Consider the following 26278-nt stretch of genomic DNA (forward strand, 5'->3'; position numbering starts at 1 on the left):
ACGGAGCCTGACAGATGCAGCGTCATCTCATCTCGGCCGCCGACCTCACCCGCGACGACGCCGTCCACATCCTCGACACCGCCGAGGAGATGGCCCGGGTCGCCGACCGGCCCATCAAGAAACTGCCGACCCTGCGCGGCCGCACGATCGTCAACCTCTTCTTCGAGGACTCCACGCGCACCCGGATCTCCTTCGAGGCCGCCGAGAAGCGCCTGTCCGCGGACGTCATCAACTTCTCCGCCAAGGGTTCCAGCGTCTCCAAGGGCGAGTCCCTGAAGGACACCGCCCAGACGCTGGAGGCCATGGGCGTCGACGCCGTGGTCATCCGGCACGGCGCCTCCGGAGCGCCGTACCGGCTCGCCAACTCGGGCTGGATCGACGCCGCCGTCATCAACGCCGGTGACGGCACCCACCAGCACCCCACCCAGGCCCTGCTGGACGCCTTCACCATGCGCCGCCGGCTCGTCGGCCGGGACGCGGGGATCGGCCAGGACCTGTCCGGCAGGCGCATCACCGTCGTCGGCGACGTCCTGCACAGCCGGGTCGCGCGCTCCAACGTCGACCTGCTGCACACGCTCGGCGCCGAGGTCACCCTCGTCGCCCCGCCCACCCTGGTGCCCGTCGGCATCGAGACCTGGCCCTGCGAGGTCTCGTACGACCTCGACAGCACGCTTCCGAAATCCGACGCGGTGATGATGCTGCGCGTGCAGCGCGAGCGGATGAACGCCGCGTTCTTCCCCACCGAGCGCGAGTACTCGCGCCGCTACGGCCTCGACGGCGACCGGATGGCGCGGATGCCCGAGCACGCCATCGTGATGCACCCCGGGCCGATGGTCCGCGGGATGGAGATCACCGCCGAGGTCGCCGACTCCGACCGCTGCACCGTCGTCGAGCAGGTCGCCAACGGGGTCTCCATCCGTATGGCCGTCCTGTACCTGCTGCTCGGCGGCAACGAACCCGCTGTCGCCCACGCCCGCACCACCGAGGAGAAGTAAGACAGATGAGCAAGATCCTGATCCGTGGTGCGAAGGTGCTCGGCGGCGAGCCGCAGGACGTGCTGATCGACGGGGAGGTCGTCGAGGCGGTCGGCCGTGACCTCTCCGCCGAGGGCGCCGAGGTCGTCGAGGCCGCCGGCAAGGTGCTCCTCCCGGGCCTCGTCGACCTGCACACCCACCTGCGCGAGCCCGGCCGCGAGGACTCCGAGACGGTCCTCACCGGTACGCGCGCGGCGGCGAGCGGCGGCTACACGGCCGTGTTCGCCATGGCCAACACCTTCCCCGTCGCCGACACCGCCGGTGTCGTCGAGCAGGTCTACCGGCTCGGCCGGGAGCACGGCTACTGCGACGTGCAGCCGATCGGCGCCGTCACCGTGGGCCTGGAGGGCCGCAAGCTCGCCGAACTGGGCGCCATGCACGAGTCGGCGGCCGGTGTCACCGTCTTCTCCGACGACGGCAAGTGCGTGGACGACGCCGTGATCATGCGGCGGGCGCTGGAGTACGTGAAGGCCTTCGGCGGGGTCGTCGCCCAGCACGCGCAGGAGCCGCGGCTGACCGAGGGCGCCCAGATGAACGAGGGGGTCGTCTCCGCCGAGCTGGGGCTGGGCGGCTGGCCCGCGGTGGCCGAGGAGTCGATCATCGCCCGGGACGTCCTGCTCGCCGAGCACGTCGGTTCCCGCGTCCACATCTGCCACCTGTCCACCGCCGGCTCCGTGGAGATCGTGCGCTGGGCCAAGTCGCGGGGCATCGACGTCACCGCCGAGGTCACCCCGCACCACCTCCTCCTCACCGACGAGCTGGTGCGCAGCTACAACCCGGTCTACAAGGTCAACCCGCCGCTGCGCACCGAGCGTGACGTGCTGGCGCTGCGCGAGGCGCTCGCCGACGGCACGATCGACATCGTCGCCACCGACCACGCCCCGCACCCGCACGAGGACAAGGACTGCGAGTGGGCCGCCGCCGCCATGGGGATGGTCGGCCTGGAGACCGCGTTGTCGGTGGTCCAGGAGACGATGGTGGAGACCGGGCTCCTCGACTGGGCCGGGGTCGCCGACCGCATGTCCTTCAAGCCGGCCAGGATCGGCCGGGCCAAGGGCCACGGGCGTCCCGTCTCGGCTGGTGAGCCCGCCAACCTCACGCTCGTCGACACGGCATACCGTGGGGCGGTGGACCCCGCGGGCTTCGCCTCGCGCAGCCGGAACACCCCGTACGAGGGGCGCGAGCTGCCGGGCCGTGTCACGCACACGTGGCTCCGGGGCAAGGCCACGCTCGTCGACGGGAAGCTCACGTGACACCTGTAATCCTGCTCGCGGCCGAGAAGGAATCGGCCGAAGTGACCGACTGGGCCGCCCGCATCGGCTGGGTCGTCGGCCTCGCCCTGTTCGTCGCGCTCGTCTACTGGCTGATGCGCGAGGGCTGGAAGTGGCGCGGCACGCTGCAGAGCGATCTGCCGGAACTCCTCACCGTGCCGGAGGACCCCGGCCCGGTGAAACTGAGCATGACCGGCCGCTACCACGGCTCCACCACCGCCGGGCAGTGGTTCGACCGCATCGTGGCCCACGGCCTGGGCACCCGCAGCCGGGTCGAGCTCACCCTGACGGACGCGGGACTGGACGTCGTACGCCCCGGCGCGGCCGACTTCTTCGTCCCCGCCGCCGCGCTGCGCGAGGCCCGACTCGACAAGGGCATCGCCGGCAAGGTCCTCACCGAGGGCGGACTGCTCGTGGTGACCTGGGCGCACGGCGACAAGCTGATCGACTCCGGTTTCCGCTCGGACCACGCGGCCGAGCACGACGAGTGGGTCGACGTCATTAACTCCATGATCGAAACAACCACCAGGGAAGGCGCCGAACGATGACGACCTCCATCCAGGGGACCGCCTCGCAGAGGCACAAGGCGGCTCCCGCCGTACTCGTCCTGGAGGACGGCCGGACCTTCCGCGGCCGTGCCTACGGGGCCGTGGGGGAGACCTTCGGCGAAGCGGTGTTCTCCACCGGCATGACCGGCTACCAGGAGACCCTGACCGACCCCTCCTACGACCGCCAGATCGTCGTCGCGACCGCCCCCCAGATCGGCAACACCGGGTGGAACGACGAGGACGACGAGTCGAAGCGCATCTGGGTCTCCGGCTACGTCGTGCGCGACCCCGCGCGCGTGCCCTCCAACTGGCGCGCCAAGCGCTCCCTCGACGACGAGCTGGTCGCCCAGGGCGTCGTCGGCATCTCCGGCATCGACACCCGCGCCCTCACCCGCCATCTGCGCGAGCGCGGCTCGATGCGCGCCGGCATCTTCTCCGGCGAGGCCATCGGCTCCGAGACCGAGCTCCTCGCGCGCGTGCAGGCCCAGCCGCACATGAAGGGCGCGAGCCTCTACGAGGAGGTCGCCACCCAGGAGGCCTACGTCGTCCCGGCGGTCGGCGAGAAGCGGTTCACCGTCGCCGCGATCGACCTCGGCATCAAGGGCATGACCCCGCACCGCATGGCCGAGCGCGGCATCGAGGTGCACGTCCTGCCGGCGACGGCCACGGCGGAGGACGTGTACGCCGTGAACCCCGACGGCGTGTTCTTCTCCAACGGCCCCGGCGACCCGGCCACCGCCGACGGCCCGGTCGCGCTGATGACCGAGGTGCTTCAGCGCAGGACGCCCCTGTTCGGCATCTGCTTCGGCAACCAGATCCTCGGCCGCGCCCTCGGCTTCGGCACCTACAAGCTCAAGTACGGCCACCGGGGCATCAACCAGCCCGTGCAGGACCGTACGACCGGCAAGGTCGAGGTCACCGCACACAACCACGGCTTCGCCGTGGACGCGCCGCTCGACAAGGTCAGCGAGACCAGGTTCGGGCGGGCCGAGGTGTCCCACGTCTGCCTCAACGACGACGTCGTGGAGGGGCTGCAGCTGCTCGACCAGCCGGCCTTCTCCGTCCAGTACCACCCCGAAGCGGCAGCCGGCCCGCACGACGCCGCCTACCTGTTCGACCGCTTCGTATCCCTGATGGAGGGCCAGCGTGCCTAAGCGCACCGATATCCAGTCCGTCCTGGTCATCGGCTCCGGCCCGATCGTCATCGGCCAGGCCGCCGAGTTCGACTACTCCGGCACCCAGGCGTGCCGCGTCCTGCGAGCCGAGGGGCTGCGGGTCGTCCTCGTCAACTCCAACCCGGCGACGATCATGACCGACCCGGAGATCGCCGACGCGACCTATGTCGAACCGATCACCCCGGAGTTCGTCGAGAAGATCATCGCCAAGGAGCGCCCCGACGCCCTCCTGCCCACCCTGGGCGGCCAGACGGCCCTCAACACGGCCATCTCGCTGCACGAGAACGGCGTCCTGGAGAAGTACGGCGTCGAGCTGATCGGCGCCAACGTGGCCGCCATCCACAAGGGCGAGGACCGCGACCAGTTCAAGGAGGTCGTGGAGGAGGTCCGCCGCAAGATCGGGCACGGCGAGTCCGCCCGCTCGGTCATCTGCCACACCATGGACGAGGTGCTCGCCGGCGTCGACGAGCTCGGCGGCTACCCGGTCGTCGTCCGCCCCTCCTTCACCATGGGCGGCGCCGGCTCCGGCTTCGCCCACGACGAGGAGGAGCTGCGCCGCATCGCCGGCCAGGGCCTCACGCTCTCCCCGACCACCGAGGTGCTCCTGGAGGAGTCCATCCTCGGCTGGAAGGAGTACGAGCTGGAGCTGATGCGCGACAAGCACGACAACGTCGTGGTCGTCTGCTCCATCGAGAACTTCGACCCGATGGGCGTGCACACCGGCGACTCGATCACCGTCGCGCCCGCGATGACGCTGACCGACCGCGAGTACCAGATCCTGCGCGACATCGGCATCGCCGTGATCCGCGAGGTCGGCGTCGACACCGGCGGCTGCAACATCCAGTTCGCGGTGAACCCCGAGGACGGCCGCGTCATCGTCATCGAGATGAACCCGCGCGTGTCGCGTTCGTCGGCCCTCGCCTCCAAGGCGACCGGCTTCCCGATCGCCAAGATCGCCGCCAAGCTCGCCGTCGGCTACACCCTCGACGAGATCCCGAACGACATCACGCAGGAGACCCCGGCCTCCTTCGAGCCGACCCTCGACTACGTGGTCGTGAAGGCCCCCCGGTTCGCCTTCGAGAAGTTCCCCAGCGCCGACTCCACCCTCACCACCACCATGAAGTCGGTCGGCGAGGCCATGGCCATCGGCCGCAACTTCACCGAGGCCTTCCAGAAGGCACTGCGCTCGCTGGAGAAGAAGGGCAGCCAGTTCACCTTCGTCGGCGAGCCCGGCGACAAGAACACCCTGCTGCGCGAGGCCGTCCGGCCCACCGACGGCCGGATCAACACCGTCATGCAGGCCGTCCGCGCGGGCGCCACGCCCGAGGAGGTCTTCGAGTACACGAAGATCGACCCGTGGTTCGTCGACCAGCTCTTCCTGATCAAGGAGATCGCCGACGAGCTGGCCGCCGCGGCCGAGCTGACGCCCGAACTGCTCGCCGACGCCAAGCGGCACGGCTTCTCCGACCAGCAGATCGCCGAGATCCGCGGGCTGCGCGAGGACGTCGTCCGCGAGGTGCGGCACGCGCTGGGCGTCCGCCCGGTCTACAAGACGGTCGACACCTGCGCCGCCGAGTTCGCCGCGAAGACGCCGTACTTCTACTCCTCCTACGACGAGGAGAGCGAGGTCGCGCCCCGCGAGAAGCCCGCGGTCATCATCCTGGGCTCCGGCCCCAACCGCATCGGCCAGGGCATCGAGTTCGACTACTCCTGCGTCCACGCCTCCTTCGCGCTGAGCGACGCGGGCTACGAGACCGTGATGGTCAACTGCAACCCCGAGACCGTCTCCACCGACTACGACACCTCCGACCGCCTGTACTTCGAGCCGCTGACGCTCGAGGACGTGCTGGAGATCGTCCACGCGGAGGCGCAGGCGGGCCCGATCGCCGGTGTCGTCGTCCAGCTCGGCGGCCAGACGCCGCTGGGCCTGGCGCAGGCGCTGAAGGACAACGGCGTGCCGATCGTCGGCACGTCCCCCGAGGCGATCCACGCGGCCGAGGACCGGGGCGCGTTCGGGCGCGTCCTCGCCGAGGCGGGCCTGCCGGCGCCCAAGCACGGCACGGCCACCACCTTCGAGGAGGCCAAGGCCATCGCCGACGAGATCGGCTACCCGGTCCTCGTCCGGCCCTCCTACGTCCTCGGCGGACGCGGCATGGAGATCGTCTACGACGAGGCCCGGCTGTCCTCCTACATCGCCGAGTCGACCGAGATCAGCCCCACCCGGCCGGTCCTCGTCGACCGCTTCCTCGACGACGCCATCGAGATCGACGTCGACGCGCTCTACGACGGCGAGGAGCTGTACCTCGGCGGCGTCATGGAGCACATCGAGGAGGCCGGCATCCACTCCGGCGACTCGGCGTGCGCCCTGCCCCCGATCACGCTCGGCGGCTTCGACATCAAGCGCCTGCGCGCCTCCACGGAGGCCATCGCCAAGGGCGTCGGCGTCCGCGGCCTGATCAACATCCAGTTCGCGATGGCCGGCGACATCCTCTACGTCCTGGAGGCCAACCCGCGCGCGTCCCGCACCGTCCCCTTCACCTCGAAGGCGACCGCGGTGCCGCTGGCGAAGGCCGCCGCCCGGATCTCCCTGGGCGCGACCATCGCCGAGCTGCGCGCCGAGGGACTGCTCCCGGCGACCGGCGACGGCGGCGAACTGCCGCTGGACGCGCCGATCTCCGTCAAGGAGGCCGTGATGCCGTGGTCCCGCTTCCGCGACACCTCCGGCCGCGGTGTGGACACCGTCCTCGGCCCGGAGATGCGCTCCACCGGCGAGGTCATGGGCATCGACTCGGTCTTCGGCACGGCGTACGCCAAGTCACAGGCCGGCGCCTACGGTCCGCTGCCCACCAAGGGCCGCGCCTTCATCTCGGTCGCCAACCGCGACAAGCGCTCGATGATCTTCCCGGCGCGCGAGCTGGTCGCCCACGGCTTCGAGCTCCTCGCCACGTCCGGCACCGCCGAGGTCCTCAAGCGCAACGGCATCAACGCCACGGTCGTGCGCAAGCAGTCCGAGGGCACCGGCCCGAACGGCGAGAAGACCATCGTCCAGCTCATCCACGACGGCGAGGTCGACCTCATCGTCAACACCCCGTACGGCACCGGCGGCCGCCTCGACGGCTACGACATCCGTACGGCGGCCGTGGCGCGGTCCGTGCCGTGCCTGACGACGGTGCAGGCGCTCGCCGCCGCCGTCCAGGGCATCGACGCCCTCAACCACGGTGACGTGGGCGTCCGTTCGCTCCAGGAACACGCGGAACACCTGACCGCGGCCCGCGACTAGCAGCCGACGAGGGGGACACCGGAAACGGTGTCCCCCTCTGTATGAGGACACGACTGAGATGTACAAGCTTTTCTTCCGCCTGGTGTTCAAGCGAATGGACCCGGAGCAGGCCCACCACCTCGCCTTCCGCTGGATCCGCCTCGCCGTCCGCATCCCTGTGCTGCGCACCTTCGTCGCCGCCGCCCTCGCCCCCCGCTACAAGGAGCTGCGCACGGAGGCCTTCGGGCTGCGCATGCACGGCCCGTTCGGGCTCGCCGCCGGCTTCGACAAGAACGCGATCGCCATCGACGGGATGTCGATGCTGGGCTTCGACCACGTCGAGATCGGCACGGTCACCGGGGAAGCGCAGCCCGGCAACCCCAAGAAGCGGCTGTTCCGGCTGGTGCCGGACCGGGCGCTGATCAACCGCATGGGCTTCAACAACGAGGGCTCGCTGGCCGTCGCCGCGCGCCTCGCCTCCCGCGAGCCCGTCTTCAAGACGGTCGTGGGCGTCAACATCGGCAAGACCAAGGTCGTCCCGGAGGCCGAGGCCGTCCTCGACTACGTGAAGTCGACCGAGCGGCTCGCGCCGTTCGCCGACTACCTGGTCGTGAACGTCTCGTCCCCGAACACCCCAGGTCTGCGCAACCTGCAGGCCACCGAGGCACTGCGTCCGCTGCTGCGCGCCGTCCGCGAGGCCGCCGACCGCATGGTGACGAACCGCCGCGTCCCGCTGCTGGTGAAGATCGCGCCGGATCTGGCCGACGAGGACGTGGACGCGGTCGCCGACCTCGCCGTGGAGCTCGGTCTCGACGGGATCATCGCCACGAACACCACCATCGCGCGCGAGGGCCTCGGTCTGACATCCGGTCCCTCGCTGGTCAAGGAGGCCGGCGGACTGTCCGGCGCACCGCTGAAGGCGCGCTCCCTGGAGGTGCTGCGCCGTCTCTACGCGCGCGTGGGCGACCGCATCACCCTCGTGGGCGTCGGCGGCGTCGAGAACGCCGAGGACGCCTGGCAGCGCATCCTGGCCGGCGCCACCCTCGTCCAGGGCTACAGCGCCTTCGTCTACGAGGGCCCCTTCTGGGCCCGCGCGATCCACAAGGGGCTCGTCGCACGGCTGCGCACGAGCCCGTACACCACGCTGGCCGAGGCGGTCGGCGCCGACGTGAGGGAGACGGCATGACCCTGGAGCCCTTCGGCGCGCGCCTGCGCCGGGCGATGGACGAGCGCGGTCCGCTCTGCGTCGGGATCGACCCGCACGCGTCCCTGCTCGCCGAGTGGGGCCTGGACGACGACATCGCCGGTCTGGAGCGGTTCAGCCGGACGGTCGTCGAGGCGATGGCCGACCGGATCGCCGTCCTGAAGCCGCAGAGCGCCTTCTTCGAGCGTTTCGGCTCGCGCGGGGTCGCCGTCCTGGAGAAGTCGGTCGAGGAGGCGCGGGCGGCCGGCGCCCTCGTCGTGATGGACGCCAAGCGCGGCGACATCGGCTCGACCATGGCGGCGTACGCCGAGTCCTTCCTCCGGGAGGGCGCCCCGCTGTTCTCGGACGCCCTCACCGTCTCGCCGTACCTCGGCTACGGCTCCCTGAGCCCGGCCGTCGCGCTGGCGCGCGAGAGCGGCGCCGGCCTGTTCGTGCTGGCGCTGACCTCCAACCCGGAGGGCGGCGAGGTCCAGCACGCGGTGCGCGCGGACGGGCGGAACGTGGGCGCGACGATGCTGGCGCACCTGGCCGCGGAGAACGCGGGGGAGGAGCCGCTGGGCTCCTTCGGCGCGGTCGTCGGCGCCACCCTGGGCGACCTGTCGACGTACGACCTCGACGTCAACGGGCCGCTCCTCGCGCCCGGCATCGGCGCCCAGGGGGCGACCGCGGCGGATCTGCCCCGGGTGTTCGGGTCCGCGGTGCGCAACGTCGTGCCGAACGTCAGCCGGGGAGTGTTGCGCCACGGTCCCGACGTGGTCGCTCTGCGTGACGCCGCGGAACGTTTCGCGGACGAGGTCAGGACCGCGGTGGACGGCGTCTGAGGGCTTCCGGCCGTCCGACCGGGGGCTCCGGCGGGCGGCCCGGGGCCGACTTGAGCCTGGATACATCCTCAAATCCGGGGGATTATGTCCTAAAAGTCCGGCCTAGCGGAGGCTGACCAGGACTTTTCCTCTGTTCTCGCTGACTCTGGCGGAGTTGCCCGCTAGTCTCCGACGGAGAGTGAACGGGCAAGCGTGTTGCTCGTGGCTCCCCAGGTGTGGGGCGACTAGGTTCCTCACCGGTCCGTATCCGACAGTTCGACATCCGAGGTGACGTAGGCGTGGCTCTTCCGCCCCTTACCCCCGAACAGCGCGCAGCCGCGCTCGAAAAGGCCGCCGCGGCTCGCCGGGAGCGGGCCGAGGTCAAGAATCGACTCAAGCACTCCGGCGCCTCCCTTCACGAGGTCATCAAGCAGGGTCAGGAAAACGACGTCATCGGCAAGATGAAGGTCTCCGCCCTGCTCGAGTCGCTGCCGGGCGTGGGCAAGGTCCGCGCCAAGCAGATCATGGAGCGACTCGGTATCTCCGAGAGCCGCCGTGTGCGCGGTCTCGGTTCCAACCAGATCGCCTCTCTGGAACGTGAGTTCGGCGACACCGCCAAGTGAGTCCGAGGTGCTCCGGGCGGATCGTCCCGGGCACTGCGGGACAGCTGGAATAATCGCTGCATGGCTGTAACACTCCGGGGGACGACCCCCGAACCCCCGGACGCACGTCCGCGGCTGACCGTGCTCTCCGGCCCCTCCGGGGTCGGCAAGAGCACGGTCGTCGCCCATATGCGCAAGGAACACCCCGAGGTCTGGCTCTCGGTGTCGGCGACGACCCGCAAGCCCCGTCCCGGCGAGCAGCACGGAGTCCACTACTTCTTCGTCACCGACGACGAGATGGACAAGCTGATCGCCAATGGTGAGCTGCTGGAGTGGGCCGAGTTCGCCGGCAACCGCTACGGCACTCCGCGGGGCGCCGTGCTGGAGCGCCTCGAGGCGGGCGAGCCCGTCCTCCTGGAGATCGACCTCCAGGGCGCGCGGCAGGTCCGGGAGTCCATGCCCGAGGCCCAGCTCGTGTTCCTGGCTCCGCCCTCCTGGGAGGAGCTGGTGCGCAGACTCACCGGGCGGGGCACCGAACCGCCCGAGGTGATCGAGCGTCGCCTGGAGGCGGCGAAGATCGAGCTCGCGGCCGAGCCGGAGTTCGACGAGACCCTGGTCAACACCTCCGTCGAGGATGTGGCGCGCGAGCTGCTAGCCTTGATGGATGTCGTGTGATCACGGGTGATGTGATCACCGTCCGTCTTTTCCCATCCATCGGAAGGTAGAGCGTGTCCTCTTCCATCTCCGCGCCCGAGGGCATCATCAACCCGCCGATCGACGAGCTCCTCGAGGCCACCGACTCGAAGTACAGCCTCGTGATCTACGCGGCCAAGCGGGCCCGCCAGATCAACGCGTACTACTCGCAGCTCGGCGAGGGCCTCCTCGAGTACGTCGGTCCGCTCGTGGACACCCACGTCCACGAGAAGCCGCTCTCGATCGCCCTTCGCGAGATCAACGCGGGGCTGCTGACCTCCGAGGCCATCGAGGGCCCGGCCCAGTAGTATTTTCAGCTCGCAGTTGGTTTTTCCACAGGCCCGGCAGCACGACTGCCGGGCCTGTGGTCTGCTCGGGGGTGCGGGGGGTCGTCTCCCGCGATGATGCAGCATGGAGTCGTGCGCCGGGAGCCGCGGCGTACGTTTTCCGAGGTCCGGGGAGAGACGGTGGACAAGCCGAAGGTCGTTCTGGGGGTCAGTGGTGGCATCGCCGCCTACAAGGCCTGTGAACTGCTGCGCAGACTGACGGAATCCGGCCACGACGTACGGGTCGTCCCCACCGCGTCCGCCCTGCACTTCGTCGGCGCCGCGACCTGGTCCGCCCTGTCCGGCAACCCGGTCTCGACCGAGGTCTGGGACGACGTCCACGAGGTGCCGCACGTCCGCATCGGCCAGCAGGCCGACCTGGTCGTCGTCGCCCCCGCCACCGCGGACACACTCGCGAAGGCCGCGCACGGCCTGGCCGACGACCTGCTGACGAACACCCTGCTCACCGCCCGCTGTCCGGTGGTCTTCGCCCCCGCCATGCACACCGAGATGTGGGAGCACCCCGCCACCCAGGAGAACGTGGCGACGCTGCGCCGCCGCGGCGCCGTCGTCGTCGAACCGGCCGTCGGACGTCTCACCGGCGTCGACACCGGCAAGGGCCGGTTGCCCGACCCGGCCGAGATCTTCGAGATCTGCCGCCGCGTTCTGGCCAGGGGAGTGCGCGAACCCGACCTCGCCGGCCGGCACGTCGTGGTCAGCGCCGGCGGCACCCGTGAGCCCCTCGACCCCGTCCGCTTCCTCGGCAACCGCTCCTCCGGCAAGCAGGGCTACGCCCTCGCCCGCACCGCAGCCGCCCGCGGCGCCCGGGTCACACTGGTCGCGGCCAACACCGGGCTGCCCGACCCCGCCGGGGTCGACGTCGTCCAGGTCGGCACGGCGGTGCAGCTGCGCGAGGCGGTCCTGAAGGCGGCCGCGGACGCCGACGCGGTCGTCATGGCGGCCGCCGTCGCCGACTTCCGCCCGGCGGCGTACGCGGCCGGCAAGATCAAGAAGAAGGACGACCGGGAACCGGACCCCATCGTCCTTGTGCGAAATCCGGACATCCTCGCGGAGATCTCCGCCGACCGGGCGCGCCCCGGTCAGGTGGTCGTCGGCTTCGCCGCCGAAACGGACGACGTCCTGGCCAACGGCCGGGCAAAGCTGCGGCGCAAGGGCTGCGACCTGCTCGTGGTGAACGAGGTGGGGGAGAGCAGGACCTTCGGCTCCGAGGAGAACGAAGCGGTCGTCCTGGGCGCCGACGGAAGCGAGACCCCCATACCGCACGGCCCGAAGGAAGCACTGGCCGAAACCGTGTGGGACCTGGTGACGCGACGCCTGCGTTGACGGTTCGATGCGCTTCGCCGATCTCTCCGGCCTCGCTCGATTACGGCGTGGCGCCCCTGGCCAACCACACTCGGTATTCGGCAGAATGCCCTGTGCCGCAGGTCACAGCGCTCCCGAGAGGCGAGACGGGTGGGCCGGTGGTGAAGCGCGACCGATAAACTGTTCTCGGACGACGCCGGGCGCAGCCCCCGTCACGTCCGCCAATGATCAGCCAGCAGCCGCTGCAACCCCAGGGAGCGTTGTGTCCCGTCGCCTGTTCACTTCGGAGTCCGTGACCGAGGGTCACCCCGACAAGATCGCTGACCAGATCAGCGACACCATCCTCGACGCGTTGCTGCGTGAGGACCCGACGTCCCGGGTCGCCGTCGAGACCCTGATCACGACCGGTCTGGTGCACGTGGCCGGTGAGGTCACCACCAAGGCGTACGCGCCGATCCCGCAGCTCGTCCGGGACAAGATCCTGGAGATCGGCTACGACTCCTCCAAGAAGGGCTTCGACGGCGCCTCCTGTGGTGTCTCCGTGTCGATCGGCGCGCAGTCCCCGGACATCGCCCAGGGTGTCGACACGGCGTACGAGTCGCGGGTCGAGGGCGACGACGACGAACTGGACCGCCAGGGCGCCGGTGACCAGGGCCTGATGTTCGGCTACGCCTCCGACGAGACGCCGACGCTGATGCCGCTGCCGATCTTCCTGGCGCACCGCCTGTCCAAGCGCCTGTCGGACGTCCGCAAGAACGGCACCATCCCGTACCTGCGCCCCGACGGCAAGACGCAGGTCACCATCGAGTACGACGGCGACAAGGCGGTCCGTCTGGACACGGTCGTCGTCTCCTCGCAGCACGCGTCCGACATCGACCTGGACTCGCTCCTCGCTCCCGACATCCGCGAGTTCGTCGTGGAGCCGGAGCTGAAGGCCCTCCTCGACGACGGCATCAAGCTCGACACCGAGAACTACCGTCTCCTGGTGAACCCCACCGGCCGCTTCGAGATCGGCGGCCCGATGGGCGACGCCGGCCTGACCGGCCGCAAGATCATCATCGACACCTACGGCGGCTTCGCCCGCCACGGCGGCGGCGCCTTCTCCGGCAAGGACCCGTCCAAGGTCGACCGCTCCGCCGCGTACGCGATGCGCTGGGTAGCGAAGAACGTGGTCGCCGCCGGCCTGGCCGCGCGCTGCGAGGTCCAGGTCGCCTACGCGATCGGCAAGGCCGAGCCGGTGGGTCTGTTCGTCGAGACCTTCGGCACCCACAAGGTCGACCCCGAGAAGATCGAGAAGGCCATCGACGAGGTCTTCGACCTCCGCCCGGCCGCGATCATCCGCGACCTCGACCTGCTCCGCCCGATCTACGCCCAGACCGCCGCGTACGGCCACTTCGGCCGTGAGCTGCCCGACTTCACGTGGGAGCGCACGGACCGCGTGGAGGCGCTGAAGGAGGCGGCGGGGCTGTAAGTCCCCCGCCGTGACAGGCAGTGCGTGAGGCCCGGTGCCCCTCTCAGGGGCGCCGGGCCTCGGCGTCGTGCGGGTCTCAGGCCCGCGGATATCCGGCCCGCGCGAGGTCCTTCGCCAGGTCGTCCACGGTGAGGTCGGGGTTCAGCGCACGCACCACCGCGTCGGTCAGCGGACGCGAGGCGAGGACGTGGCGCACGGCCTCCACGTCCACCGGAACCTCGTAGTAGTCCTCCGCCCACTGCTGGAACGCCTCGGCCGAGCGGTCCGTCAGCAAGGCGAACAAGGACTCCGCGCCGTCGGGGTCGCCCGCCGGGCGCTCGGGGAAGTCGATGGTGCCCGTGGACCAGCCGTCGTCCGCCGCCCGGCGCCACAGGCACGCGGTGACGACGGGCATGCCGTCCTCGTCCGTGAACGCGGGCTCCTCGACGCAGGCCCTGAAGACATCCGGCACGTCGTCCAGCACGCCGGGCCAGGGGCCGTCCTGCGCGTAGGGGCTCATCGGGGATTCGTGGGCGAAGCCGCGGATCCAGGCGCCCGCCGGAGAGAAGACGATCGCCCACTCGTCGCCCGACCCGTCGCGCATCGAGGCCATCGCCTCCGTCCGCGACCAGCCGGCGTCGAAGGAGTGGTGGCGGTCGGCCCAGTCCGGGCTGAGGATCGCCTCCAGCACGGCCAGCGAACGGCAGTGGTCCCGGAGCGTGTCGATGGCCGGCAGCTTCAGGGCGGTGTCTTGAACGGTCACCTGCCCATCCAAGCGTCCGAGGGCCGAGGGAGTCGCGGCGGGGCCGTTGTCAGTGGCGTTTGGAAGAATGCAAGCGTGAGCAGCGAGAACGGGCAGGGGGGCGGTGGCGGGGCCGGGGAAGGGGCGCCGCCCGAGCAGCTCGCGCTGATTCGGGAGAGCGTGCGTCAGGCCAAGGCGCCGCGGGCGAAGCCGCGGACGTGGCGGGGGGCCGCGTTGGCGGAGGCGCTGCCGGTGGCGCGGGTGCTGGTCGACAAGGGGGTGCTGCATCTCGACCGGTACTTCGACTACGCGGTACCGGCCGAGCTGGATGCCGACGCCCAGCCGGGCGTGCGGGTGCGGGTGCGGTTCGGGGCCGGGCGGGGACGGGTGCGCGACGGGCGGCGTGAGGGTGGGGGGCTGATCGACGGATATCTCGTCGAGCGGCTCGCCGAGTCGGACTACTCGGGGCCGCTCGCCGCCCTCGCTCAGGTGGTGTCGCCCGAGCCCGTGCTGAGCCCGGAGCTGCTGGGGCTGGCGCGGGCCGTCGCCGACCGGTACGCGGGGAGCGTGGCGGATGTGCTGCAGCTGGCCGTGCCGCCGCGCAGCGCGCGGGCCGAGCAGCGGCCGTCTCCCGCGCCGCTTCCGCCGCCGGAGGCGCCGGCGGCGGGCTCCTGGGCGCGGTACGAGCGTGGGGGTGCGTTCCTCGAGGCACTGGCTTCGGGGGCGTCTCCGCGGGCCGTGTGGAGCGCGTTGCCCGGGCCCGAGTGGAGTGAGGAGCTGGCGCGGGCCGTCGCGGCCACGCTGGCCTCCGGGCGCGGGGCCCTCGTCGTCGTACCGGACGGGCGGGCCGCCGCGCGGGTCGATGCCGCGCTGACCGGTGTGCTGGGGGAGGGGCGGCATGCGCTGCTCACCGCCGACGCCGGGCCCGAGAAGCGGTACCGGGAGTGGCTCGCCGTGCGGCGGGGGGCCGTGCGGGCGGTCGTCGGGACGCGGGCCGCCATGTTCGCCCCGGTGCGTGACCTCGGGCTGGTGGCCGTCTGGGACGACGGGGACGACAGCCACAGCGAGCAGCACGCTCCGCAGCCGCATGCGCGGGATGTGTTGTTGTTGCGGGCGGCGCAGGACAAGTGCGGCTTTCTGATGGGGGGTTGGAGCTGCACGGTCGAGGGGGCGCAGCTGGTCGAGAGCGGGTGGGCGCGGCCGTTGGTCGCCTCGCGGGAGCAGGTGCGGCGGTCGGCTCCGCTCGTGCGGACGGTGGGCGACCAGGATCTCGCCCGGGACGAGGCCGCGCGTGCCGCCCGGTTGCCCACGCTCGCCTGGCAGGCGGTGCGGGAGGGGCTGCGGCACGGGCCGGTGCTCGTGCAGGTGCCGCGCCGCGGGTACGTGCCGCGGATGGCGTGCGCCAACTGCCGGGCGCCCGCCCGGTGCCGGCACTGTTCCGGGCCGTTGGAGGCGCCGGACGGCGGCGCGCTGGCCTGCGGATGGTGCGGGCGCGAGGAGGGCGCCTGGCACTGCCCGGAGTGCGGGGGCTTCCGGCTGCGGGCGCAGGTCGTGGGGGCGCGACGGACCGCCGAGGAGCTGGGGCGGGCGTTTCCCGCCGTTCCGGTGCGGACGTCGGGGCGCGAGCATGTGCTCGACACCGTCCCGGGGACGCCCGCGCTCGTCGTCACTACGCCCGGTGCCGAACCCGTCGCCGAAGGCGGCTACGCGGCCGCCCTGCTCCTGGACGGGTGGGCCATGCTCGCCCGGCCCGACCTGCGGGCCGGGGAGGACGCGCTGCGACGCTGGATCGCGGCCGCCGCGCTGGTACGGCCACAGGGTGAGGGCGGCACCGTGGTCGTCGTCGCCGAGCCGACCCTGCGGCCCGTTCAGGCGCTGGTGCGCTGGGACCCCGTCGGGCATGCCGTGCGCGAGCTGGCCGAGCGGGCCGAGCTGGGGTTTCCACCGGTGTCGCGGATGGCGGCGGTGGCGGGGACGGCGGAGGCGGTGGCCGCGTTCCTGGGCACCGTGGAACTGCCCCGGGAGGCCGAGGTGCTGGGGCCGGTGCCGTTGCCGGTCACCCCTGCGGGACGGCCCCGGCGGCCGGGGGCGCCGCCTCCCGGAGAGCACTGGGAACGGGCGTTGATCCGGGTGCCGCCGGGCAGGGGGGCCGCGCTGGCCTCCGCGCTCAAGTCCGCACAGGCCGCACGGATGGCTCGGGGCGGGGGCGGGGGCGGGGGTGCGGCGTCGTCGGCGGTGTGGGTGCGGATCGATCCGCCTGACATCGGGTGAGCGTGGAGGTATCGGTGAGCGTCGAGGTGCCGGTGAGCTTCCGAGCATCGGGCCCGGCGTCGCGGCATTCGCCCGAGCTCCGGCCCATCGGATGAGGGTCGAGGCGCGGCTTGGACTTCGAAAAGGGGGGCAGCGTCGAGGCGCGGCTGAGCTTCGACATGGGGTGGGCCTGGGCGCCGAGCGAGTCGCCGAGTACGCGTCTGCCCTCTCGGGTGTGTGCCGAGAGGGCAGAGGGGGCGCGCGGTCGGTCAGCCGTTGCGTGGGCCGGGGAAGGCCGACGGCCTCACCTCGTCCCGCAGGGACGGGCTGCCCGCCGTCGGCTGGGTCGGCATCGAGCGGGCGGCGGGGACCGTCGGGACCGCGGGGATCCCGGTCCCCACGGTGACCGTGCGGGTGCCCGCGGCCTCCCCCGTGCGGTCTGGCTCCGCGGCGGCCTGGGCGGCGGCGCGGCGGGAGCCGTAGCGGCGGTGGACCGCCTGCTTGGTGACGCCGAGCGCGGAGCCCACCGCGTCCCACGAGAAGCCGAGCGAGCGGTCGAAGTCCACCGCCGCGGTGACCAGGGTCTCGACACTGTCCCGCAACTCCTGGGCGAGGCGGACCGTGGGGGCGGGAGCGCGTCCGTACACGACGAAGCCCGTGGACGGGCCGGAGCGGCGCGGGCGGTAGACATTTCCCAGCTGGGCGGTCAGGGTGCGCAGTGCGTCCACCTGGCGGCGGACCCGCTCGATGTCCCGCACCAGCAAGTGCAGGCTGGCCCGGGCCTGGGCGTCGTGGGTTGCGTGGTCGGCCATGAACAAGCCTCTCGAACCGGCGTTGAAGAAAGTGGTCAACTCTTTCTTGACCAACGCGGGTTCGCTCCGCGGGTCACGGGGTGGGGGCGTATGGGCATATGCGTACGCCCCCTGCCTGGGGGTGGGGCGGCCCGGCCTTCGGCCATCGCCGCCTTTGTCTCCCACCCGGGCACCACCTGTGCCACTCGGATGAGAGGTGGATGTCTCCCGTCGTGGTGGAATGCCGCTCCCGTGGTGGTGCAGTGCCGTCGGCGGCTTTCCCCTTGTGGGCCAATAAACTTGTGCGTTGCCCGTCGTCCGACCCTCCGAGAGGCCCGTCCCACCCATGAAGCTCGTCTTCGCCGGTACCCCCGAGGTCGCCGTTCCCGCCCTGGACGCCCTGATCGCCTCCCGGCGGCATGAGGTCGCCGCTGTCGTCACGCGGCCCGACGCTCCGGCGGGGCGGGGGCGGAGGCTGGTCGCGTCTCCTGTGGCCCAGCGGGCGGAGGAGGCCGGGATCGAGGTGCTCAAGCCCGCCAGGCCGCGGGAGCCGGAGTTCCTGGAGCGGCTCCAGGAGATCGCGCCGGACTGCTGTCCCGTCGTCGCGTACGGGGCCCTGCTGCCCCGGGTCGCCCTCGACATCCCCGCCCACGGCTGGGTCAACCTGCACTTCTCGCTGCTGCCCGCCTGGCGGGGGGCCGCGCCCGTGCAGCACGCCGTCATGGCGGGCGACGAGATCACGGGGGCTTCCACCTTCCTCATCGAAGAGGGGCTCGACTCCGGGCCCGTCTACGGCACCGTCACCGAGGAGATCCGGCCCACCGACACCAGCGGGGACCTGCTGACGCGGCTCGCCTTCGCGGGCGCCGGGCTGCTCGCCGCCACCATGGACGGGATCGAGGACGGCTCGCTGAAGGCCGTACCGCAGCCCCACGACGGCGTCACCCTCGCCCCGAAGATCACCGTCGAGGACGCCCAGGTCGACTGGGCCGCGCCCGCGCTGCGCGTCGACCGGGTCGTGCGGGGGTGCACACCCGCGCCCGGTGCCTGGACCACCTTCCGTGGTGAGCGGCTCAAGCTCATCCAGGTCCAGCCGGTTCCGGGGCGCGACGACCTCGCTCCGGGCGTGCTGGCCGTCGGCAAGAACAGCGTCCACGTGGGCACCGGGTCGTACGCGGTCGAGCTGCTGTGGGTGCAGGCGCAGGGCAAGAAGCCGATGCGGGCGGCCGACTGGGCCCGCGGGGTGCGCATCGGCGACGGGGAGCGCGTCGGGGCGTAGCGCCTGTCCTTCGGATGAGGCCGGCTCCTGTCGCGGCGGCGCCCTGCCGCCCGGCCGTGCGTGGGGAGCCGGCGACCGACGGCAACGCGGCGGGCTGCCCAGTCGGTCCCGCACGGGGCGGTGGTCGCTCGACGTACGCTGGGGGCGTCTTCCATCCTGCAATCCGGAGCACCTTTTTCGTGAGCGATCAGTCCCGCCGTCCCCGCAAGCCCGGCAAGCCCTACCGTCGGCCCCAGAAGGATCCCGTCCGCGTCCTCGCCTTCGAGGCGCTGCGAGCCGTGGACGAGCGGGACGCGTACGCCAACCTCGTGCTGCCGCCGCTGCTGCGCAAGGCGCGGGAGAGCGGTGACTTCGACGGGCGGGACGCCGCCCTGGCCACCGAGCTGGTGTACGGCACGCTGCGGCGGCAGGGAACGTACGACGCCGTCATCGCCGCGTGCGTCGACCGGCCGTTGCGGGAGGTCGACCCGCCCGTGCTGGACGTGCTCAGTCTGGGTGCGCACCAGTTGCTGGGGACGCGGATTCCCACGCATGCGGCTGTGTCGGCCTCCGTCGAGCTGGCGCGGGTCGTGCTCGGCGACGGGCGGGCCAAGTTCGTCAACGCCGTGCTGCGCAAGGTCGCGCAGCACGATCTGGACGCGTGGCTGGAGAAGGTCGCACCGCCCTACGACGAGGATCCCGAGGACCATCTCGCCGTCGTGCACTCGCATCCGCGCTGGGTCGTCTCCGCGCTGTGGGACTCCCTCGGCGGCGGCCGGGCCGGTATCGAGGACCTGCTGGAGGCCGACAACGAGCGGCCCGAGGTGACGCTGGTCGCCCGGCCCGGGCGGGCCACGGTCGACGAGCTGCTGCGTGAGGAGGCCGCTGTCCGCGGGCGCTGGTCGCCGTACGCCGTGCGGCTCACCGAGGGCGGCGAACCGGGCGCGGTCGACGCCGTACGGGAAGGGCGTGCGGGGGTGCAGGACGAGGGGAGCCAGCTCGTGGCGCTCGCGCTGGCCAACGCGCCGGTCGAGGGCCCGGACGAGAAGTGGCTCGACGGGTGTGCCGGGCCCGGTGGCAAGGCCGCGCTGCTCGCCGCCCTCGCCGCCGAGCGCGGGGCCACCCTCGTCGCCTCCGAGAAGCAGCCGCACCGGGCGGGGCTGGTGGCCAAGGCCCTGCACGGCAATCCCGGGCCCTACCAGGTCCTGGCCGCCGACGGGACGCGGCCGCCGTGGCGGCCCGGTTCCTTCGACCGTGTGCTGATGGACGTGCCCTGCACCGGGCTCGGCGCCCTGCGGCGGCGGCCGGAGGCGCGGTGGCGGCGCCGGCCGGAGGACCTGGAGGGGTTCGCGCCGTTGCAGCGCGAGCTGTTGCGGACCGCGCTGGAGTCCGTGCGCGTCGGCGGTGTCGTCGGCTACGCCACCTGCTCGCCGCACCTCGCGGAGACCCGGGCCGTCGTCGCCGACGTGCTCAAGCAGTTCCCGGAGGCCGAGCTGATCGACGCCCGGCCCCTGCTGCCGGGCGTACCGGCGCTGGGCGACGGGCCCGACATCCAGCTGTGGCCGCATCTGCACGGGACGGACGCCATGTATCTGGCGCTCATCCGCCGGACCGGGTGACCGGCTCCGGGCGTTCGCACGACAGCGGGCTCCCTGGCCGGCGGCTCTGGGGAGCGTGGCGTGGTACGCGGTCCGACCGCTTCAGCGCCCGGGTGCCGTCGCGGCCTGGGACGAAGTCCCGGCCGAGCACGTTCCGAAGCGACAGCAGGGCCACCCGGCACGGCGTGCCAGGGCGCGTCCCACAAGGGGTGCGGGGCCGTGACGGCTGCGGCTCCGCCGTGCGGGGGTGACCGGCCCCGGGCCGCCCGTGGCGTTCATACGACCGTTTCCCCCCGGGACCGATGCCCCTCACCCCCGGACGGCATGGCAGGCTTGGGTCATGGCCGCGCAGATCAACCCCAGCATCCTGTCCGCCGACTTCGCCCGCCTCGCGGACGAGGCCCAGGCGGTCGCGGGAGCCGACTGGCTCCATGTCGACGTCATGGACAACCATTTCGTCCCGAACCTCACGCTCGGTGTGCCGGTCGTGGAGTCGTTGGCCCGTGCGACGGACACTCCGCTGGACTGCCACCTGATGATCGAGGACCCCGATCGGTGGGCACCGCAGTACGTCGAGGCGGGTGCCTCGTCCGTCACCTTCCACGTCGAGGCGGCCGCCGCGCCCGTGCGTCTCGCCCGTGAGATCCGGGCGAAGGGCGCCCGGGCCTCCATGGCGCTCAAGCCCGCGACGCCGATCGAGCCGTTCGAGGATCTGCTGCCCGAGCTCGACATGCTGCTGATCATGACCGTCGAGCCGGGCTTCGGAGGCCAGGCCTTCCTCGACATCATGCTTCCGAAGATCCGCCGCACCCGTGAGTTGATCGGCAAGCACGGCCTTGAACTGTGGCTCCAGGTCGACGGCGGGGTCTCGGCCTCGACGATCGAGCGGTGCGCCGACGCCGGCGCGGACGTCTTCGTGGCCGGATCGGCGGTGTACGGGGCCGAGGACCCGGCCGAGGCGGTCCGTGCGCTGCGCGCACAGGCGGAGTCGGCCACCGCCAAGGCCTCGTGGGCATGCGACCACTGAGCCACAGCTACGTGAACGGCTCTCATCAGGGCTGATCAAGTGCGCCGGATCTGCAAGGATGAACGGCGAATCCAGAGTGTGAACAGCAGTGAGGAGATCGCCGTGTCGGGTATGTCGGCGGGCCGGTCAGCCATGCGGATGGGACCCGCTGAGCTGGTGCAGGCGGCGGCCATGGCCCGCCGCTTCTACCTCGAGGGCAAGTCCAAGATCCAGATCGCGGAGGAGTTCGGCGTCAGCCGCTTCAAGGTGGCCCGGGTCCTGGAAACCGCTCTCGAACGGGATCTCGTACGTATCGAGATCCGCGTGCCGGCCGAGCTGGACGCCGAGCGCTCCGACGCGCTCCGCGCCCGCTACGGCCTCAGGCACGCCGTCGTGGTCGAGTCCCCGGCCGATGTCGAGGAGTCGCCCGATCCCGAGAACCTGGGGGAAGTGGCCGCCGACCTGCTCGGCGAGCTCGTCAACGAGGGGGACGTCCTGGGCCTGGCCTGGGGCCGGTCCACGATCCACATGGCGGCGGCGCTGGACCGGCTGCCGCCGTGCACGGTGGTGCAGCTGACGGGCGTGTACGACGCCGGGACCGCCGAGCGCGGCTCGGTCGAGGCCGTCCGCCGCGCCGCCCAGGTGTCCGGCGGCGACGCGCACCCCATCTACGCGCCGATGCTGCTGCCGGACGCGGCCACCGCGGCCGCGCTGCGCCACCAGACCGGGATCGCCCGGGCCTTCGAGTACTTCGACAAGGTCACGGTCGCCTGCGTCTCCATCGGCTCCTGGGAGCCGGGCATCTCGACGGTGCACGACATGCTCAGCGACGAGGAGCGGGGACACTACGCCTCGCTCGGTGTCGCCGCCGAGATGTCCGCGCACCTCTTCGACGCCGAGGGCCGCCGCGTCGGGCGGGACCTGGGGGAGCGGTGCATCACGGTCAAGGCCGACCAGCTCCGCCGTATCCCCGAGGTCGTCGCGATCGCGGGCGGGCAGCGCAAGGCGGCCGCGATCGACGCGGTGCTGCGGTCCGGGCTCGTCACCAGCCTGGTGACGGACACCTCGGCCGCGGACTATCTGATGACGGCGGGGCCGACGCCGAGGCCGGCGCTCAACCGGGCGGACCCCGACGGGGTCTGACGGTACGTCAGGAGGGGGCGGCCGCACCGGCCGTCCCCGGATGCCGGAAACCACGACTCCTTCAGGGCGGTGCCGAGATGACGGACCAGGTACTCACGCTGGATCTCGACGGGGTCATGGACAAGGCGGCCCTGATGGACCGCTGCGTCCGGGACCTGGAGTTGCCCGACTGGTTCGGCCGCAACTGGGACGCCCTCGCCGACAGCCTCACCGACCTCCCGGCCCGGCCCGGGGTCGAGGGGCTGCTCGTCGTCGTACGGAACTGGCGGTCGTACGCGAAGGCGCGGCCGGAGGAGTGGGAGATCGCACAGGAGGTGTTCTCCTCGGCGGTGGACCACGCGCCGGCGCTCTCCGTGCTGCTCGCGCTCGGAGGATCCTCCTAACCCCCCTCCGACCAGCCTGGACGATCCGACCGGGCACCGCGTTCCGGACGGCATGGGAGAATGAAGTACGTGCTTCTCCCCCTGGCTGTCCTGTCCGGGGGCCACCTCTGATCGACTGGGATGTGCAGCACGTGCGTTTCCTCAACGACATCCAGCCCGCCTACGACCTGACGTACGACGACGTCTTCATGGTGCCGAGCCGCAGCGCGGTCGGATCGCGGCAGGGCGTGGACCTGGCCTCCCCGGACGGTACGGGCACCACGATCCCGCTGGTCGTCGCCAACATGACCGCCGTCGCCGGCCGCCGGATGGCCGAGACCGTGGCCCGGCGCGGTGGGCTCGTCGTGATACCGCAGGACATCCCGATCGACGTCGTCACCGACGTCATCTCCTGGGTCAAGAGCCGCCATCTCGTGCTGGACACCCCGATCGTGCTGGCCCCGCACCAGACCGTCGCCGACGCGCTGGCCCTGCTGCCCAAGCGGGCGCACAACGCCGGTGTCGTCGTCGACGAGAACCACAAGCCGGTCGGTGTCGTCACCGACCGGGACCTGTCCGGTGTCGACCGCTTCACCCAGCTCGAGGTCGTCATGTCCAAGGACCTGCTCCTCCTGGACGCCGACATCGACCCCCGCGAGGCCTTCACCACCCTCGACCACCACAACCGGCGCTACGCCCCCGCCGTCGACGCGGAGGGCAGGCTCGCCGGCATCCTCACCCGCAAGGGCGCCCTGCGCGCCACGCTGTACACGCCGGCCACCGACGCGCACGGCCGACTGCGCGTCGCCGCCGCCGTCGGCATCAACGGCGACTTCGCGGAGAAGGCGAAGCTGCTGCTGGACGCGGGCGTGGACACGCTGGTCATCGACACGGCGCACGGCCACCAGGAGTCGATGATCAACGCGATCAGGCTCGTCCGTGACCTCGACCCGCAGATCCCGATCGCCGCGGGCAACGTCGTCTCCGCCGCGGGCGTCAAGGACCTCGTCGACGCGGGCGCGGACATCGTCAAGGTGGGCGTCGGCCCCGGCGCCATGTGCACCACCCGCATGATGACCGGCGTGGGCCGCCCGCAGTTCTCGGCCGTCCTGGAGTGCGCCGCCGAGGCGAGGAAGTACGGCAAGCACGTGTGGGCCGACGGCGGTGTCCGCCACCCGCGCGACGTCGCCATGGCCCTGGCGGCCGGCGCCTCCAACGTGATGATCGGCTCCTGGTTCGCCGGCACCTACGAGTCCCCGGGCGACCTCCAGCAGGACGCGAGCGGCCGCCTCTACAAGGAGTCGTTCGGCATGGCGTCCGCACGCGCCGTACGCAACCGCACGGCCGAGGAGTCGGCGTACGACCGCGCCCGCAAGGCGCTGTTCGAGGAGGGCATCTCCACCTCCCGCATGTTCCTCGACCCGGCCCGCCCCGGCGTCGAGGACCTGATCGACTCGATCATCGCGGGCGTCCGCTCCTCCTGCACCTACGCCGGCGCCGCCTCCCTGGAGGAGTTCGCCGAGAAGGCCATCGTCGGCGTGCAGAGCGCGGCCGGCTACGCGGAGGGCAAGCCGCTGCACGCCAGCTGGAGCTGAGCCGACCCCGTCGCCCGCGGCCCCCGTCGAGAACCGGGGGCCGTTCGCGTGCCAGGCATCCATGGCCTGCGCAGGGACGTCGACGTCAGCCGTGCCGAGGACACCGCCGTACTGAAGCACCTCAGGCCGTGGTGCCCACGTAACGTTCGAAAGCCCTTGCGCAACGAACGGACGTCCATCCCCGATGAACGCAACGATCTTGCGGAGGCGCGCAAGGTTGCTGCATTACTACGGCAACGCCCTGCCTCGTAGGGTTCTGCGCTGTACGTGGCGTGGCGGGAACCCCGCTCGGCGGGTCCCCCAGCCTCGGGGCGCCTTGCCGGTTTCCGTCGCCCGCACCAGCAGCGACAAAGGAGTCAGCGCGTGCTCGACCAAGGCGCACCCCCGCAGGACCGCACCCAAGCAGCGTCCCCGTCCCCGGGGCTCGGCGCGCGCCTCATGCGACGCAAGCCCGTGGAACACCTGGTCGCGGAGGGTGGCCAGGGTGAGGGAGGCTCCCTCAGGCGCTCCCTCGGGCTGTGGCAGCTCACCATGATCAGCATCGGCGCGACGCTCGGCACGGGCATCTTCGTGGTCCTCGGCGAGGCGGTCCCCAAAGCCGGTCCGGCCGTCACCCTGTCGTTCGTCATCGCCGGTCTGACCGCTCTCTTCTCCGCCCTCTCCTACGCCGAACTGGCGGGCACCATCCCCGTCTCCGGCTCCTCCTACTCGTATGCGTACGCAACGATGGGCGAGCTGATCGCCTGGATCTGCGGCTGGTGTCTGGTCCTGGAGTACGGCGTGTCGGTGGCCGCCGTGGCGGTCGGCTGGGGCGAGTACCTCAACGAGCTGCTGGACGGGACCATCGGCGTCACCATCCCGGCCGCGCTGTCCGCGCCGCCCGGCGACGGAGGCGTCTTCAACCTGCCGGCCCTCGTCGTCGTCCTCCTCGCGATGGCGTTCCTGCTCGGCGGTGCCCGGGAGTCCGCCCGCGCCAACACGGTCATGGTCGTCGTGAAGATCGCCGCGCTGGTGCTGTTCTGCGCGATCGGCGTCCAGGGCTTCCGCTCCGGCAACTACGACAACTTCATGCCGCTCGGCATGGCCGGCGTCAGCGCCGCCGGGGCGACGCTCTTCTTCTCGTACATCGGCTTCGACGCCGCCTCCACCGCCGGTGAGGAGGCGAGGAACGCGCAGCGCGACCTGCCCCGCGCGATCATGCTGTCGCTCGTCATCGTGACGGCGCTGTACGTCCTCGTCGCCGCCGTCGCGGTCGGCGCCAAGCCCTGGAAGGGCTTCACGGACTCCGAGGCCGCGCTCGCCCAGATCATGCGCGAGGTCACCGGCCAGACCTTCTGGGGCACACTGCTGGCCTTCTGCGCCGTCGTCGCCATCGCGAGCGTCGTCCTGACCGTGCTCTACGGCCAGACCCGCATCCTCTTCGCGATGTCCCGGGACGGGCTCGTGCCCAAGGTGTTCGCCCGCGTCCACCCGAGGACCGGCACACCCCGTGCCAACACGCTGATCGTGTCCCTGTTCTGCGGTGTCCTCGCCGCCGCGATCCCGCTCGGCCAGCTCGCCGACGCCACCAGCATCGGCACCCTCTTCGCCTTCGCACTGGTCAACGTGGCCGTCGTGGTGCTGCGCCGGACCCGTCCCGAGATGCCCCGCACCTTCCGCGTCCCGCTGTCGCCGGTGCTGCCCGCGCTGGGCTTCGCCTTCTGCGTCTGGATGATGGGCAGCCTCTCCACCGTCACCTGGGTGGTCTTCGGAGTCTGGATGGCCGTCGGGCTCGTGTTCTACTTCGTGTACGGCCACCGCCGCTCCCGACTCGCCTCCTCAGCAGCATCAGAAGTGAAGTGAACCCAC

Annotated in this window: 22 protein-coding genes; 20 read left to right on the plus strand and 2 right to left on the minus strand. The window is 71.7% G+C overall.

What is annotated here, in order from left to right:
• The first annotated feature begins 14 nt into the window (after positions 1–14).
• The 12 genes from ACPT94_RS23120 (at position 15) to metK (ending at position 13706) form a co-directional block, all read left to right on the plus strand.
• The gene (locus ACPT94_RS23120) at positions 15–995 is read left to right on the plus strand and encodes an aspartate carbamoyltransferase catalytic subunit (RefSeq protein WP_360345015.1); all 981 of its coding nucleotides are present in this window, start codon (positions 15–17) and stop codon (positions 993–995) included.
• 5 nt (positions 996–1000) lie between these two features.
• Entirely contained in the window at positions 1001–2287 is a 1287-nt protein-coding gene (locus ACPT94_RS23125) for a dihydroorotase (RefSeq protein ID WP_425246725.1), read from the plus strand.
• Positions 2284–2853, plus strand: a complete 570-nt coding sequence (locus ACPT94_RS23130; RefSeq protein ID WP_425246726.1) for a PH-like domain-containing protein — start codon at positions 2284–2286, stop codon at positions 2851–2853. Before ACPT94_RS23125 ends, ACPT94_RS23130 begins: the two co-directional genes overlap by 4 nt.
• Positions 2850–4007, plus strand: a complete 1158-nt coding sequence (gene carA, locus ACPT94_RS23135; protein ID WP_360345009.1) for a glutamine-hydrolyzing carbamoyl-phosphate synthase small subunit — start codon at positions 2850–2852, stop codon at positions 4005–4007. Before ACPT94_RS23130 ends, carA begins: the two co-directional genes overlap by 4 nt.
• A complete protein-coding gene (carB, locus tag ACPT94_RS23140) occupies positions 4000–7308 on the plus strand; it encodes a carbamoyl-phosphate synthase large subunit (RefSeq protein WP_425246727.1) in 3309 nt (1102 codons plus the stop codon). The genes carA and carB overlap by 8 nt, the downstream gene beginning before the upstream one ends.
• A gap of 58 nt (positions 7309–7366) precedes the next feature.
• A complete protein-coding gene (locus ACPT94_RS23145) occupies positions 7367–8473 on the plus strand; it encodes a quinone-dependent dihydroorotate dehydrogenase (RefSeq protein ID WP_360345005.1) in 1107 nt (368 codons plus the stop codon).
• A complete protein-coding gene (pyrF, locus tag ACPT94_RS23150; RefSeq protein ID WP_360345003.1) occupies positions 8470–9312 on the plus strand; it encodes an orotidine-5'-phosphate decarboxylase in 843 nt (280 codons plus the stop codon). The genes ACPT94_RS23145 and pyrF overlap by 4 nt, the downstream gene beginning before the upstream one ends.
• A gap of 278 nt (positions 9313–9590) precedes the next feature.
• Positions 9591–9914 (plus strand): integration host factor, encoded by a 324-nt coding sequence (locus tag ACPT94_RS23155; RefSeq protein WP_189936491.1) that lies wholly within the window; start codon positions 9591–9593, stop codon positions 9912–9914.
• A 60-nt stretch (positions 9915–9974) separates the two neighbouring features.
• On the plus strand, positions 9975–10568 hold the full coding sequence (gmk, locus tag ACPT94_RS23160) for a guanylate kinase (RefSeq protein WP_360345000.1): 594 nt from the start codon (positions 9975–9977) through the stop codon (positions 10566–10568).
• Positions 10569–10621: 53 nt separating this feature from the next.
• The gene (rpoZ, locus tag ACPT94_RS23165; protein ID WP_003977348.1) at positions 10622–10894 is read left to right on the plus strand and encodes a DNA-directed RNA polymerase subunit omega; all 273 of its coding nucleotides are present in this window, start codon (positions 10622–10624) and stop codon (positions 10892–10894) included.
• A 159-nt stretch (positions 10895–11053) separates the two neighbouring features.
• Positions 11054–12256: a bifunctional phosphopantothenoylcysteine decarboxylase/phosphopantothenate--cysteine ligase CoaBC gene (coaBC, locus tag ACPT94_RS23170; protein WP_360344998.1), complete on the plus strand. Its 1203-nt coding sequence runs from the start codon at positions 11054–11056 to the stop codon at positions 12254–12256.
• A 241-nt stretch (positions 12257–12497) separates the two neighbouring features.
• Positions 12498–13706: a methionine adenosyltransferase gene (gene metK / locus ACPT94_RS23175; RefSeq protein ID WP_360344996.1), complete on the plus strand. Its 1209-nt coding sequence runs from the start codon at positions 12498–12500 to the stop codon at positions 13704–13706.
• Between the two features lie 76 nt (positions 13707–13782).
• Here the strand turns inward: metK and ACPT94_RS23180 are convergent, their stop codons facing one another.
• A complete protein-coding gene (locus ACPT94_RS23180) occupies positions 13783–14448 on the minus strand; it encodes a hypothetical protein (protein ID WP_360344994.1) in 666 nt (221 codons plus the stop codon).
• A gap of 75 nt (positions 14449–14523) precedes the next feature.
• On the opposite strand from ACPT94_RS23180, the gene ACPT94_RS23185 reads away from it, so the two are divergent.
• Positions 14524–16698, plus strand: a complete 2175-nt coding sequence (locus tag ACPT94_RS23185) for a primosomal protein N' (RefSeq protein ID WP_425246728.1) — start codon at positions 14524–14526, stop codon at positions 16696–16698.
• A gap of 248 nt (positions 16699–16946) precedes the next feature.
• On the opposite strand, the gene ACPT94_RS23190 is transcribed toward ACPT94_RS23185, so the two are convergent.
• Positions 16947–17489, minus strand: coding sequence for a hypothetical protein (locus ACPT94_RS23190; RefSeq protein ID WP_425246729.1), 543 nt, complete (start codon positions 17487–17489; stop codon positions 16947–16949).
• Positions 17490–17814: 325 nt separating this feature from the next.
• Here ACPT94_RS23190 and fmt point away from each other — a divergent pair, with 325 nt between their 5' ends.
• From fmt to ACPT94_RS23225, 7 genes are all read left to right on the plus strand, one after another.
• A complete protein-coding gene (gene fmt / locus ACPT94_RS23195) occupies positions 17815–18747 on the plus strand; it encodes a methionyl-tRNA formyltransferase (RefSeq protein WP_360344988.1) in 933 nt (310 codons plus the stop codon).
• A gap of 179 nt (positions 18748–18926) precedes the next feature.
• Entirely contained in the window at positions 18927–20345 is a 1419-nt protein-coding gene (locus tag ACPT94_RS23200) for an RsmB/NOP family class I SAM-dependent RNA methyltransferase (protein WP_360344986.1), read from the plus strand.
• Between the two features lie 319 nt (positions 20346–20664).
• A complete protein-coding gene (rpe, locus tag ACPT94_RS23205; RefSeq protein ID WP_425246731.1) occupies positions 20665–21351 on the plus strand; it encodes a ribulose-phosphate 3-epimerase in 687 nt (228 codons plus the stop codon).
• Positions 21352–21429: 78 nt separating this feature from the next.
• Entirely contained in the window at positions 21430–22473 is a 1044-nt protein-coding gene (locus ACPT94_RS23210; RefSeq protein ID WP_360344982.1) for a sugar-binding transcriptional regulator, read from the plus strand.
• A 77-nt stretch (positions 22474–22550) separates the two neighbouring features.
• Positions 22551–22856 carry a barstar family protein gene (locus ACPT94_RS23215; RefSeq protein ID WP_360344980.1) on the plus strand — a complete coding sequence of 102 codons (306 nt, stop codon included), beginning with the start codon at positions 22551–22553 and terminating at the stop codon, positions 22854–22856.
• Between the two features lie 131 nt (positions 22857–22987).
• Entirely contained in the window at positions 22988–24430 is a 1443-nt protein-coding gene (locus ACPT94_RS23220) for a GuaB1 family IMP dehydrogenase-related protein (protein WP_360345123.1), read from the plus strand.
• Positions 24431–24793: 363 nt separating this feature from the next.
• A complete protein-coding gene (locus tag ACPT94_RS23225) occupies positions 24794–26272 on the plus strand; it encodes an amino acid permease (protein ID WP_360344978.1) in 1479 nt (492 codons plus the stop codon).
• Positions 26273–26278 lie beyond the last annotated feature (6 nt).

This window comes from Streptomyces aurantiaciflavus (assembly GCF_049808595.1).
Taxonomy (GTDB): domain Bacteria; phylum Actinomycetota; class Actinomycetes; order Streptomycetales; family Streptomycetaceae; genus Streptomyces.

Excerpts from the sequence above, each read along its gene's own strand:
- ACPT94_RS23120 (WP_360345015.1), top strand. The coding sequence starts at position 15 with ATGCAGCGTCATCTCATCTCGGCCGCCGACCTCACCCGCGACGACGCC.
- ACPT94_RS23125 (WP_425246725.1), top strand. The coding sequence starts at position 1,001 with ATGAGCAAGATCCTGATCCGTGGTGCGAAGGTGCTCGGCGGCGAGCCG.
- carA (WP_360345009.1), top strand. The coding sequence starts at position 2,850 with ATGACGACCTCCATCCAGGGGACCGCCTCGCAGAGGCACAAGGCGGCT.
- ACPT94_RS23145 (WP_360345005.1), top strand. The coding sequence starts at position 7,367 with ATGTACAAGCTTTTCTTCCGCCTGGTGTTCAAGCGAATGGACCCGGAG.
- pyrF (WP_360345003.1), top strand. The coding sequence starts at position 8,470 with ATGACCCTGGAGCCCTTCGGCGCGCGCCTGCGCCGGGCGATGGACGAG.
- gmk (WP_360345000.1), top strand. The coding sequence starts at position 9,975 with ATGGCTGTAACACTCCGGGGGACGACCCCCGAACCCCCGGACGCACGT.
- ACPT94_RS23190 (WP_425246729.1), bottom strand. The coding sequence starts at position 17,489 with ATGGCCGACCACGCAACCCACGACGCCCAGGCCCGGGCCAGCCTGCAC.
- fmt (WP_360344988.1), top strand. The coding sequence starts at position 17,815 with ATGAAGCTCGTCTTCGCCGGTACCCCCGAGGTCGCCGTTCCCGCCCTG.
- rpe (WP_425246731.1), top strand. The coding sequence starts at position 20,665 with ATGGCCGCGCAGATCAACCCCAGCATCCTGTCCGCCGACTTCGCCCGC.
- ACPT94_RS23215 (WP_360344980.1), top strand. The coding sequence starts at position 22,551 with ATGACGGACCAGGTACTCACGCTGGATCTCGACGGGGTCATGGACAAG.